We start from the raw sequence: 12789 nt of genomic DNA on the forward strand, positions 1-12789 counted from the left end.
AATGACCGACCACCTCGTGTCCCCCGCGCGCACCCCCGCCGCGCCGAGGACCACCGTGCCCACCCTCCCGAACCCCGACCCCGCGGCCGCACCCGCCCCCTCCCCGAAGCCACAGCCACAGCCACAGCCACAGCCACAGCCGTACCAGTACGTCCGGACCCGGCTGGTGGAGCCGGACTGGCGCCGACTTCCCGGCTGGCGCGACGTCACCGAGGCCCAGTGGCGCGACGCCCAGTGGCAGCGCGCGCACTGCGTCAAGAACGCCCGCCAGCTCCGGTCGGTCGTCGGCGATCTGCTCACTCCCGAGTTCTACGAGCAACTCGCCGCCGACCAGTCCGAGTTCGCGACCATGCCGATCCTGCTGCCGCCGCAGCTGCTCAACACCATGGCGGCACACGCCCCCACCACCCCGGCGGCGTTCACCGCCGCGTTCCTGGCCGACCCGGTGCGCCGCTACATGCTGCCCGTGCTCGCCGACCGGCACCCGCGCTGGCCCAGCCACCCGAACGCCGAGCGCGACTCGCTGCACGAGGCCGAGATGTGGGTGGTCGAGGGCCTCACCCACCGCTACCCCACCAAGGTGCTGGCCGAACTGGTCTCCACCTGCCCCCAGTACTGCGGGCACTGCACCCGGATGGACCTCGTCGGCACCTCCACGCCCCAGGTCACCAAGGCCCGGCTGGTGCTGCGGCCGGCCGACCGGCAGGAGCAGATGCTCGACTACCTCAAGCGGACCCCGACCGTGCGCGACGTGGTGGTCTCCGGCGGCGACCTCGCCAATGTGCCCTGGCCGCAGTTGGAGTCCTTCCTGCAGCGGCTGCTGGAGCTGGAGTCGGTCCGCGACATCCGGCTCGCCAGCAAGGCCGTGGTCGGCCTGCCGCAGCACTGGCTCCAGCCGAAGGTCCTGGAGGGCGTGCACCGGGTGGCGACGATCGCCGCCGCCCGCGCCGTCAACCTGGCCGTGCACACCCACGCCAACCACGTGCGCTCGGTGACCCCGCTGGTCGCCGAGGCGGCCCGGGCGCTGCTCGACGCGGGCGTGCGGGACGTGCGCAACCAGGGCGTGCTGATGCGGGGCGTCAACGACACCCCGGAGGACCTGCTCGACCTCTGCTTCGCCCTCCAGGGCGAGGCGAACATCCTCCCCTACTACTTCTACCTCTGCGACATGATCCCCAACGCCGAGCACTGGCGCACCAGCGTCCACCGGGCCCAGTACCTCCAGGAGGCGATCATGGGCTACCTGCCCGGCTACGCCACCCCGCGCCTGGTCTGCGACGTGCCGCGGCTCGGCAAGCGCTGGGTGCACCAGGCCGTCGCGTACGACCGCGAGCGCGGCATCTCCTACTGGACCAAGAACTACCGCACGGCCCTGGAGGCCCGCTCCGGCGGCGCCGCGCCGTCCGGCGACGACCCGTTGGAGCGCCGCCACCCCTACTACGACCCGGTGGACACCCTCCCCGAGTCCGGCCGCCGCTGGTGGACGGAGCGGGCCGCGCGCGCCGCTGCCGCCGCACCGGCCCCGCAGGAAGGAGCAGCCCGGTGACGAACCGCAGCGACCAGCAGGAGCACGGCCCGCGGGAGGCCGCCCCGCTGCGCCGGATGTGCTGGATCTTCCCCGACCGCGAGTCCACCCGGACCACCGAGATGTGGCGGTACTTCTTCTGGGACCTCTACGAGGAGATCGCCGGGGAACTGGGCCTCTCCTGGTGCCGGCACTCCCCGGACGCCGTCACCGTGGACGCCAGCGACCCGGCCCGTCCGGTGGTGTACGTGGACGAGGAGCCGGTGACCCCGCAGGACACCCTGTTCGTCACCGCGCTGTACTCGCTGCCGTACCAGTCGATGGACATCTTCAACCAGTACTCGCTGTACACGGTGCTGGAGCAGGCCGGCTTCTACCTGCCGTTCCCGCCGTACGTCTCGCTGATCGGCAACGACAAGGTCGCCACCGTGCTGCACCTGGCCGACTCGCCGGTGCCGCCGATCCCGTCGATCCGGATCGGCACCGGCCGGGACGTCGCCAAGCACCAGTACGAGGTGGCGCTCGACCGGCTCACCTACCCGGCGATCGTCAAGCCCGCCGGCTGGTGCGGCGGCGGGGGCATCAACCTCGCCCGCGGCCCGGAGGACATCCGGGGCCTGGCCAGCCTCGCCCAGGGCGGGGACACCACCCTCGTCGCCCAGCCGTACCTGGGTGACGGCACCGTCGACTACCGGGTGTACGTGGTGAACGGCGAGCCGTACGCGGTGATGCGGCGGGTGCCGGAGGCCGGTTCGCCGGTGGCCAACGCCAGCCGGGGCGGGACGATGGAGTTCCCGCCGGTCCCGCCCGAACTCGCCGAGGCCACCGCCTACTTCGCCGAGAAGCTGCGGATCCCGTTCTTCTGCGTGGACTTCCTGTACGACGGCGAGAAGTACTGGTTCTCGGAGCTGGAGCCGGACGGTGTGATCGCCCCGGACTTCACCGACCCGGACCGCTCGCTGCAGCGCGACATCGTCCGGGCCAGGTTCACCGCCTACCGGGACGCCCACGCCAAGTGGCTCGCCAACGGCACGCCGTCCGCCCCCGCCCACCTCATGTCACCGCTCCCGCACCGCGCCCCGACCTCCGCCCCCCGATCGGAAACCCGATGACCGACGCGTTCTCCCTGCCGCCCGACGCGGCCGAACCGCGACTGACCGTCGCCGCCGCCACCCTGGAGCGGCTGCGGACCGTGCCCGCGCTCGCCCCGCGCTACGCCGACCGCCCGGCCGCAGTGCGCACCCTGGACGAGCTGGCCGCGCTGCCGCCGCTGCTCAAGGACGATCTGAACACCGCTCTCGCCCATCTGGAGCCCCGCTCCGGCACGGCCGCCACCTGGCTGTTCCAGAGCGGCGGCTCCACCGGCGCGCCCAAGGTCGGTTACGCGCCGACCGGCTTCTACATGGCCGAGGTGCACGAGCACTGGCCGGTGCTCGACCGCGAGGACGTGTTCGCCAACGCCTGGGGCGCCGGACGGATGTGGGGCGCGCACTTCCTGGCCGCCGCGCTGGCCGACCGGGCCGGCTGCCGGGTGATCGCGCTCGGTTCGATCACCCGCGAGGAGTACCCCGACTGGCTGGCCTTCCTCGCCGACCGCGGGGTGACGGCGATCGGCGGCACCCCGAGCGTGCTGCGGCTCTGGTTCGCGCACGCCCGCGCGGCCGGGCTGAAGCTGCCCTCGCTGCGCAAGGTGCTGTGGCTGGGCGAGGCGTGGCAGCCGCAACTGGAGGAGGACCTCGCGGCGGTCGCGCCCGGGGCCCGGCGCTGGGGCATGTTCGGCTCCACCGAGACCTGGGTGGTCGGCACCAACACGCCCGACTGCCCCGCCGACACCTTCCACCCGCTGCCCACCCAGCTGGTGCACGCCGGTGCGGACGGCCTGCTGGACTTCACCACCCTCGACCCCGAGATGCTCAACCCGGTGCTGCGCTACCGCACCGGCGACGCGGGCGAGCTGACCAGTTGCCCGTGCGGCCGGGCGGGCGCCGCGATGCGGGTGCTGGGGCGGCGCGACAACGTCGTCCAGGTGCGCGGCCTCGGCCTGCACGTGGACGAGCTGGTGGCCCGGGCCGAGCGGGAGCCGGGCGTCTCCCGGGCCCAGGTGGTGGTCACCGAGGACGGCGGCCGGGCCACCGGGGTGGAGGTGCTGCTGCTGGCCGACCCGGCCGCCGGGGTGGACCCGGCGGCGCTGCGGGCCGAGCTGCTGGCGGGGACGTTCACCCTCAGCACCGCGTTCCAGCACGACCCCGAGCAGGTGACGGTCCGGGTCGTCGACGCGCTGCTCAGCAACGACCGCACCGGCAAGACCGCCTCCCTGGTGGTCCGCGCCACCGAGGCCACCGCCGCCGAAGCCGAGGTGGCCTCGTGAAGCGGCGGAACCTGGAGGACCTCGGGCGCGGCTTCAACCTGTTCTGGGCCGGCCAGACCGTCAGCGTGGTCGGCGACCGGATCACCGTGTTCGTCGTCCCCACCCTGATGATCTTCGTACTGCACGCCTCCCCGCTCCAGGTCGGCGTGGTGGCGATGGCCCAGTACCTCGGCATCCCGCTGCTGGGCCCGGTCGCCGGCGTGCTGGTGGACCGCTGGGACAAGCGCCGCACCATGCTGGTCTGCGACCTGCTCCGGCTCGCCGCCGTGCTGGTGATCCCGCTCGCCCACTGGCTGGATCTCCTCTCCACCCCGCTGCTGTTCGGCTGCGTCGCCGTGATCAGCGGCGCCACCATCTTCTTCAACGTCGGGTACCTGATCGCCGTCCCCGCGGTGGTCCCCGAGGAGCGGATGGTGCGCGCCTACTCCCGGCTGGAGGGCAGCAACTCGGTCGCCGAGGTGGCCGGTCCCTCGATCGCCGCCGGGCTCTACAGCGCGCTCGGCGTGGGCGCCCTGGTGGTGGACGCCGCCAGCTACCTGATCTCGGCCACCTGCTTCCGCTACATGCGGCCGTGGGGCGAGCGCACGGTCGTCGAGGGCACCGTCTGGGAGCGGCTGACCATCGGCTTCCGGATGAACTGGGCCGACCCGGTGCTGCGCCGGGTGGTGCTGTCCGCCGTCACCCTCAACTCCGGCGGGCCGATCTTCGTCACGGTGCTGCCCGTGCTCGCCTACCGGGGCCTGGACATCTCGGTCGGCCAGTTCGGCGCCGCCATGTCGGTGGGCGCGGTCGGCGCGCTCACCGGCGCCGTGGTCGCCCCCCGGATCAGCCAACGGCTGGGCCTGGGCCGCACCCTGGCCTGGTCGCTGCTGCTGCACTGCCTGGTCGGGCTGGGCGTGCTGGCCGCGCCCGCGCTGCCGTCGGTGCTCGTGATCGCCGTGACCATGGGCTGCTACGGCTTCTTCATGTCCTGCATCAACGTGTGCAGCGCGCCGACCCGGCAGTCCCGGATGTCCGCCGAGCACCAGGGCGTGATGCACGCGGCGTTCCGCACCGTCACCTGGGGTGTGATCCCACTGGCCGCGCTGGTCGGCGGCCTCGCCGTGTCCGCGCTCACCGACCCGCTGGGGATCCTGGACGCGGCCCGCTGGACGATGGCCGGTGGCACGCTGCTCGCCGCCTGCTCCTTCCTGCCCGCCCTCGGCATCCAGGGCCGGATGGACGCCGCCGCCCGCGAGGCAGGGTCCCGGCCGGCCGACGCCGAGCCCGAGCTGACGGAGAGCGCCCCGTGAGCGCGAACGAGGTCCTGCTCGTCACCGGCTGCTCCTCCGGCATCGGCCTGGCCACCGCCGTGGCCGCCGCCCGGGCCGGGTTCACCACCGTGGCCACCCTGCGCGACCCGGACCGCGCCGAGGACCTGCGGAAGGCCGCCGGGGAGGCCGGGGTCGAGCTGGACGTCCGCCGCCTCGACGTCACCGACCCCGCCTCCGTCGCCGCCTGCGTCGACGGCGTGGCCGCGACCCACGGGCGGCTGGACGCGGTGGTGAACAACGCCGGCGTCTCCAACTCCGACCCGACCCTGGAGATGTCCACCGACGCCGCGCTGCGGGCCAACCTGGAGGTGAACTTCTTCGGCGTGATCGCCGTCAGCCGGGCCGCCCTGCCGCTGCTGCGCGCCTCCGGCGGCCGGCTGGTCACCGTCGGCAGCGTGCACGGCGTGGTCGGCCAGCCGTTCAACGAGGCGTACTGCGCCGCCAAGGCCGCCGTCGAGGGGTTCATGGAGAGCCTCGCCCCGGTGGCCGGCGCGCACGGCGTGCGGGTCTCCGTGGTCGTCCCCGGCTTCGTGCCGGACACCCGGTTCGGGATCTTCCCCGACATCGACCGCCGCACCATCGGCGCCGCCTCCGGGCCCTACGCGCCGACCTTCGACGACTACCTCGCCTGGGTCGGCGGCCAGGGCTGGGAGGCCGCCGGACAGCCGGCCCGGGAGGTGGCCGAGGTCGTGGTGCGCACCCTGCGCGCCGAACGGCCCGCCTTCCGGGTGCCCACCAACGCCTGGGCCGCCGACTACCTGGCGCAGAAGCTCGCCGACCCGGACGGCTCGGCCGTCCAGACCCTCGCCCGCACCTGGATCGGCCGCCCCGACCCCAGATGACCCTTCCTCAGGAGCCCAGCCCATGCCCGCCAAACCCCTGCCCGAGCTGATCGACTTCGCCCGCCGCAACTCCCCCTTCTACGCCGACCTCTACCGGGACCTGCCGGAGCGGGTCGAGCACCTCTCGCAGCTGCCGCTGATCGAGCAGACAGCGTTCTGGGCCGCCAACTCCTGGCCGGACAACCGCCTGCTGACCGGTCCGCTGCTGGACGGCGGCGTCTACAAGACCGGCGGCACCACCGGCGTCCCCAAGTTCTCGCCCTGGTCGCGGACCGAGCACGCCGACTCTGTCACCGCCTTCGGCGCGGGCCTGGTCCAGGCCGGCCTCAAGCCCGGTCACCGGGTCGCCAACCTGTTCTGGGCGGGCGAACTCTACGGCGGCTTCCTCTACATCGAGAACGCCCTGCACCACGCCCCGGTGGACAACGTCCGGCTGCCCGTCGGCGCCGCGCCCGACGCCTACATCGCCGGGCTGATCTCCGACTTCGGGGTGGACGTGCTGGCCGGCGAGCCGATGAAGCTCAGCTCGGTCGCCGAGCACCTGGTCAAGCACGGGCAGGTCGCCGAGCGGATCGAACTCCTGCTGTTCGGCGGGGACCTGCTCTTCGCCGACCTGCGGCCGATCCTCTCCCGCGCGTTCCCCAACGCGGCCGTCGCCTCGATCGGCTACGCCTCGGTGGACGCCGGCCTGGTCGGCGCGCCGGTGCCCGGCGACGACGTCCGGGTGCACGAAGCCTTCCCGAACCGGACCGTGGTGGAACTGGTCGACGACGTCACCGGCGAGCCGATCACCGAACTCGGCGTGCCCGGAAGGGTGGTGGTCACCAACCTGTTCCGCACCCTGATGCCGATCCTGCGCTACCCGACCGGCGACCGCGCCGAGTGGGTGGACCTGGAGCGCGGCCGGTTCCGGCTGGTCGGGCGGTCGGTCGAGGGCGCCCGGGTCGGCACCGTGGCGATGCCGACCGAGGAGATCCGCGCCGTCCTGCTCGCCCACGACCCGGAGCAGGTGATCTCCGGGATGCAGATGGTGCAGCGCCGCTGGGACGGCAAGGACGGGCTGGTACTGCGGCTCGGGTACACCGAGGAGCCCCCGGCCGGTCTGGCCGGGACCCTGGTCGAAGCGGTGTACCGGGCCCGGCCGCTCTACCCGGACGACGTGGCGGCCGGGGTGATCCACGACCTGGAGGTGGAGTGGGTGCCCCGCGCCGAACTGGTCACCAACCCGCGCACCGGCAAGCTCCAGCAGGTCGTCGACGAGCGCCCGCCGGCCTGACGACCGGACCGTCGTGCGCGGGCGGGCCGGGAGTGAATTCCCCCGGCCCGCCCCGCACTTCGCGCTCAAGCCGTGTGCGGCTGCCCGGCCAGCATCACGCTCTGCCCGCGGAATTCCGCGATCACCTTTTCCGCCGCGTTCCGCACCGTCACGTCGTAGACGCCGGTGCGCCCGGATCGCGTGCGTTCCACCGCCTCCGCCACGAGTTCGTCCCCGACCGCCGCCGGCGCCAGGAACGTCACCTGCGCGGCCTGCGCCACCGTCACCGGACCGTAGCTGTTGCAGGCGTAGGAGAACGCCGCGTCGGCGAGCAGGAACAGATAGCCGCCGTGCGCGATGCCGTGCCCGTTCACCATCGCCGGAGCCACCGTCATCCGCATCGACGCCCGCCCGGTGGACACCTCGTCCAAGGTGATCCCCAGGCCCTGGCAGGCCAGGTCACGCTCGTACAGCGCGGCCATCCGGGAACCGGGGACCGCACCCTGCGCAGCCCCGGTGGAATCGGTGGAATCGGCGGAATTCCCGACGGTCACGGTGTCCACGCTCATGACGCCCTGCTTTCCCCGGGAACAGCCCGAAACGGTCGGTCGGTGTGCCGTGCGTGCGTATCGCACCCGCATTACACCGAGGCCCGAGACGGGCTGTCAACGGTCTCCCGACGGGAACGGAAAGTCCGTCAGGAGTACTCAGAGCAGCCGCTTGATGTCCCCCCGCGCGCGGTAGAACGAGCCGCTGCCGGACTCCAGTACCTCCGCCACCAGGTACCGCGCGCCGGGCACCCGGATGTCCTTCGGGAACTGCACCCGGCGGGTCGCGTCGTAGCCCGGCGACACCACCCGCACCCGCAGCCGGGCGCCGTCCTGCACGCACTCCACCTCGATGCCGCCCGCGGCGCCCGCCGAACCGACCGTCACCGACTCGATCTCCGCGCCGGCCACCGCCGCCGTCCAGCCGCTGCCGTCCACCTCGGCGGCCTGCGGCAGCGTGCCCTCCTCGGCCGCGCGCACGGCCGTCTCGCTCGCGTCCAGGCAGACCAGCGAACCGTCCGTGGTCACCAGGTACAGCCGGCCGTCGCGGTACTGCATGCTGTACGCCGAGCCGCAGCCGGTGCCGAGCTTCCACAGCCGGGTGCCGTCGGCGTCGAAGCAGTACACCGAGGAGTGGTTGTCGCCCGCGAACACGTACCGGCCGTCGGGCGAGGCCGCGCAGGAGAACACCGCGGCGTCGCAGCGGTAGCGGGCCACCTCCGAGCCGTCCGCCTTGCGCAGCCGGTGCACCCAGCCGCGCCCCGTGCCGGCGAACACCTCCTCCCGCTCCTGCCAGCCGAACAGCACGTCGCCCTCGGTGCGGGTGTGCCAGACCGGGGCGCCGCCGCGTGCCGCGTACCGGCTCACGCCGCGCGAATGCCCGTGGTACACACCGTCGTTGTCGCAGCGCACCATCCAGCCGTCGGTGCCCTCGGCCGAACGCCGCCACTGGAACTCGTCCTCGTGGTCGACGGTGGTGATCCCGCCGCGCGCGTCGGCCACGCCGAGCACGCCGTCGTGGATGTCCAGCCAGTAGATGTCGACGTCCTCGGCTATCTCGTACGCCACCCGCGGCACCTTGCCGCCCAGGTCGTAGACCTTGCCGTTGTCGCAGCCGGCGTAGATCCACCAGTCGTCGGCGACGATGCACTTGACGCCGTCCGGCAGCCCGTAGCGGCCGGTCACCGCGCCGTCGTGGGTCAGCGTGTAGACGTCGCCGTTCTCGTTGCCCACCCAGGCGTGCTCCTCGCCGACGAAGATGCCGAACGCCGCCGCGCCGGAACGGAACCGCCACAGCACCGGCGCCTGCCGGGCCGTCGAACGGGTGCTGACGATCGCCCGCCGCGTCACCGCCCGCCGCTCGCGCACGCCGCGCACCGCCGGGGCGTAGCCCTTGCGGACCTTCTCGCCGATCTTCTTGGCGGCGGCCGACGCGGCCTTCTCCGGCGTCGGGTAGGCGGTGGTCTTCGTCTGGCCGCTCTCGCCGATCCGCCCGTAGGTGATGGTGACGTCCACGCCGGCCACCAGGACCTCGTAGAACTTGTGCGCGCTGCCGCTGTCCTCGGACAGCTCCAGGTACGTCGACTGCGTGTCGGTGGCAGTGGCTGACATGGCGGGGGCCCCTTCCGGGCACGGGCGTGACGGGGTGTTCCGGCGCTGCGGGCGCGGGGCCCGGCGACACCTCAGAACCTAGCCCCAGACACCGACAGCGCTCCCCGCGGGACCGCCCCGGTCCCCGACCGCCGGGAGGACCGCGCGGCACCGGACGGCCCGCCGCGGCAAGGGTCGGTGACGAACCACCGTTCCCCGCCCGGCCCGGACGCCCCCGCGGTCTGCCCGAACGGACCTTCCGCCGCGCCCCCCGCTCTGACAGCATCGTCCGCTATCCGGTCACCAGGGGCCGGGATCGGCGGCCGCCCGCCCTCAGGGACGGGCGCGGGGGTGGGAGAACGCGGATGCAGGGCCCGACGGCGGCAACCACCGCGCCCCCGGCGCACACCGGGCACCGGCCCGCCCGCTGGGTCCGCACCCGGCTCCGGGCCGCGCCCTGGGCGGCGCTGCTCAACGGCGTGCTGGTGTTCGTGGTCGTGCTGCTCGCCGCCGGACTGCCCCGGGGCGTCGACCGCGGTGAGGACGCCGCCCTGCGCGACTTCCTGCGCGACCGCGGCATCGGCGCGACCAGCCTGGTCGCCCGCTCCGACCTCCGCCCGACCGACGACTCGGCCACCCTGGCCTCGGTCACCGCGCAGCTGACCGCCCGCACCGGCGGGGAGTTCCGCGTCTCGCCGAGCGGACCGGTCTTCGGCGTCCGGGGCGTCCGTCCGAAGATCCTCGGCAATCCGCAGCTGTCCCGGCCCGACGGCCCGTCCCCGGTCCTCGAACTGCGCCACCTGGCCGGCCTCGCCGACCACGCCACCCTGGTCGAGGGCCGCTGGCCGACCGCCGACCCCGGCCGGCCGCTGGCGATCGTGGTCGCGGAGCAGACGGCCGAGAAGCTCGACATCCGGGTCGGCGACGTGCTGACGGAGGAGCGGCTGCCCGGCAAGAAGCCCTCCCCCGACACCGAGGTGGTCGGCACCTTCCGGGTGAACGACGACAACGACCCCTACTGGACCGACTTCTACTGCCTGCGCCGGCCCTGCCTGGAGATCCCGCCGACCTTCGAGTGGCTCCGCAACTGGACCGCGGTCGGCCTGACCGGCGGCGACGACATGCCCCGGCTGATGGAGTGGGCCCAGGGCGGCGAGCTCTCCTGGCGGCTGCCCGTCGACCCGGACTCGCTGCGCGCCGACCGGCTGCCCGACGCCGCCGACGCGCTCGCGAGCTATCTGAGCGGCCCCACCGCCGCCGACCTGGCCGCCGCCACCGGCCGCACCGACCTGCGCACCTTCTCCTCGCTCCCCGAGTTGTTCGCGCTCGCCACCGCCCGCCGCGACGCCGCCGCCCCGCTGGCGGCCCTCGGCCCGGCCGGGCTGGCCGGCGTCGTCACCGTGGTGCTGTGCCTGGCCGCCGCGCTGGCCGCCGACCGGCGCGGCCCCGAACTCCTGCTGCTCCAGGCCCGCGGCGGCTCCCGCCGGGGCGTGCTGCGGCGGCTGCTCGGCGAGGGCGCCGCGGTCGTCCTGCCCGGCGCCGCCGTCGGCACCCTGCTCGCCCTCCTGCTGCTGCCCACCCCCCGCTGGGGCGCCGCGCTGTTCGCGGCGGTGACGGCCACCGTGTGCGCGCTGCTGGCCTTCCCGGCCCGGGCGCTGACGCTGCTGACCCCCCGCCCGGCCGCCCGGCGCGGCGGGGCGGGGCGACTGGTCGGCGAACTCGGCCTGCTCCTGCTGACGGCCGCCGCGGTGGTCGAGGTCCGTCGGCGCGGTGCCGCCCCGCCCGGCGCCGGCATCGACCCGCTGCTGGTCGCCGCTCCGCTGCTGATCGCCCTCTGCACCGGCCTGCTGCTGGCCCGGATCCAGCCCGCGCTGATCGGCGCCCTCGCCCGGGCGGTCGGCCGACGGCGCGGCGCCGTCGGCTTCCTCGGACTGGCCGGCGCGGCCCGCGGCGCGGGCGGTCGCCCGCGCCCGGCCGTGCTGCCGACGCTCGCGCTGCTGCTCGCCGTCACCACCGCCGGGTTCGGCGCCGACGTGATCGCGGCGGTCGACTCCGGCCGGGCCCGCGAATCCCGCCTCGCCACCGGCGGCGACGTCATGGTGAGCGCCCCCAAGGGCTTCGGCCTGGCCGGCTCCTTCGGCGAGCGGGCCGGCCGACTGCCCGGCGTCCGGGCCGCCACCAATGTCACCCTGCTCACCGACGCCGCCGTCCTGCGCCCCGACCGGCCCCACCTCACCATCAGCCTCGTGGTCGTCGACCCGAAAGCCTACGCGGAGATCTCCCGCTCCCTCGGGCGCGGCGCCTTCGACCCGGCGCTGCTGGCCGCCCCCGACGGCCCGACCGGACCGGACGCGCGCGACGTCCCCGTCCCCGCCCTGTACTCGCGCGGACTGGTCGAGCAACTCGGCGGACAGGCCGGGGCGGAGCGGATCTACCTGACCAGCACCGGCGAACTGCGGGCCCAGTACACGGGCACGATCGACGCCACCCCGGCACTGCGCGACTCCACCCACCCGTTCATCGTCCTCCCGGCCGGCCCGGCCATCGCCCGGGTGCCCGGACTCGGCGACCACGGACACTGGTTCGCCGTCGGCGACATCGACGAGACCGCCGTCCGGTCGCTCACCCGCGATCTGCCCGTGCACCCGATCGTCGCCGACACCGCGCGGCGGACCGGCGTCCCGGTGGTCGGCCCGAACCCCGGCGACATCCCGGACGGCTACCTGGTGAAGACCAGCGCCGCGCTCACCGCCGAACTCACCGAGGACCCGCTGCGGCAGGCCGCGGCCCAGGTGTTCCGCGCCACCACCGTCGGCGCGGGCGCGTTCGCCCTGCTCGCCGCCCTGCTCACGCTGGTCCGCGCCGCCCCCGACCGGGCCGCCGCGCTGGCCCGGCTGCGCACCATGGGGCTGCGCCCCCGGCAGGGGCTGGCGCTGATCCTGGTCGAGACGCTGCCGCAGACGCTGCTCGCGGCGGCCGGCGGCCTGCTCGCCGCCCTCGCCGCCGTGGTCCTGCTCGGCCCGGCGCTCGACCTGTCCGCCCTGCTCGGCACCGACGTCCCGCCCGGCCTCCCGGTCCGCCCCGGCGCCGTCCTCCCCCCGGCCCTGGCCCTGACCGCCCTGGTCACCGCCGGGGTGCTCGCCGAGGCCCTGGTGGCGGGGCGCCGTCACATCGCCAAGGAGCTCCGGGCCGGCGACCCGGCCTGACCGGGCGGGTGGAACCCGGCCCGGTCCGGCCCGGTCCGGCCCACCAGGAGGAACCTTGTGGCCCGGTTGTGAAGATCGCTAACATGCGCGGAGCGGCCCGGGGAGCCGCCTTCGGGGAGCGGCCTCGCGGGAGCGCCGGAGA

At 74.5% G+C, this 12789-nt stretch carries 9 protein-coding genes; 7 read left to right on the plus strand and 2 right to left on the minus strand.

Annotation, left to right across the window (positions count from 1 at the left end; all coding sequences use genetic code 11):
• Position 1 precedes the first annotated feature (1 nt).
• The 6 genes from ACIQ9P_RS12605 to ACIQ9P_RS12630 are packed head-to-tail and all read left to right on the plus strand — an operon-like array spanning position 2 to position 7324.
• Positions 2-1546, plus strand: a complete 1545-nt coding sequence (locus tag ACIQ9P_RS12605) for a KamA family radical SAM protein (protein ID WP_402354037.1) — start codon at positions 2-4, stop codon at positions 1544-1546.
• Positions 1543-2637, plus strand: coding sequence for a RimK family alpha-L-glutamate ligase (locus tag ACIQ9P_RS12610; protein ID WP_402354040.1), 1095 nt, complete (start codon positions 1543-1545; stop codon positions 2635-2637). The genes ACIQ9P_RS12605 and ACIQ9P_RS12610 overlap by 4 nt, the downstream gene beginning before the upstream one ends.
• On the plus strand, positions 2634-3893 hold the full coding sequence (locus ACIQ9P_RS12615) for a phenylacetate--CoA ligase family protein (RefSeq protein WP_402354043.1): 1260 nt from the start codon (positions 2634-2636) through the stop codon (positions 3891-3893). The genes ACIQ9P_RS12610 and ACIQ9P_RS12615 overlap by 4 nt, the downstream gene beginning before the upstream one ends.
• Positions 3890-5185, plus strand: coding sequence for an MFS transporter (locus ACIQ9P_RS12620; protein ID WP_402354046.1), 1296 nt, complete (start codon positions 3890-3892; stop codon positions 5183-5185). Before ACIQ9P_RS12615 ends, ACIQ9P_RS12620 begins: the two co-directional genes overlap by 4 nt.
• The gene (locus tag ACIQ9P_RS12625) at positions 5182-6048 is read left to right on the plus strand and encodes an SDR family NAD(P)-dependent oxidoreductase (protein WP_402354049.1); all 867 of its coding nucleotides are present in this window, start codon (positions 5182-5184) and stop codon (positions 6046-6048) included. The genes ACIQ9P_RS12620 and ACIQ9P_RS12625 overlap by 4 nt, the downstream gene beginning before the upstream one ends.
• Positions 6049-6070: 22 nt before the next feature.
• A complete protein-coding gene (locus tag ACIQ9P_RS12630; protein ID WP_402354052.1) occupies positions 6071-7324 on the plus strand; it encodes a phenylacetate--CoA ligase family protein in 1254 nt (417 codons plus the stop codon).
• Between the two features lie 65 nt (positions 7325-7389).
• Here the strand turns inward: ACIQ9P_RS12630 and paaI are convergent, their stop codons facing one another.
• Positions 7390-7785 (minus strand): hydroxyphenylacetyl-CoA thioesterase PaaI, encoded by a 396-nt coding sequence (gene paaI / locus ACIQ9P_RS12635; protein ID WP_402354931.1) that lies wholly within the window; start codon positions 7783-7785, stop codon positions 7390-7392.
• A 225-nt stretch (positions 7786-8010) separates the two neighbouring features.
• A complete protein-coding gene (locus ACIQ9P_RS12640) occupies positions 8011-9462 on the minus strand; it encodes a WGR domain-containing protein (RefSeq protein ID WP_402354055.1) in 1452 nt (483 codons plus the stop codon).
• Positions 9463-9806: 344 nt separating this feature from the next.
• On the opposite strand from ACIQ9P_RS12640, the gene ACIQ9P_RS12645 reads away from it, so the two are divergent.
• Entirely contained in the window at positions 9807-12647 is a 2841-nt protein-coding gene (locus tag ACIQ9P_RS12645) for a hypothetical protein (protein WP_402354058.1), read from the plus strand.
• Positions 12648-12789 lie beyond the last annotated feature (142 nt).

The sequence above is a fragment of the Kitasatospora sp. NPDC094019 genome, from assembly GCF_044764505.1.
Classification (GTDB): domain Bacteria; phylum Actinomycetota; class Actinomycetes; order Streptomycetales; family Streptomycetaceae; genus Kitasatospora.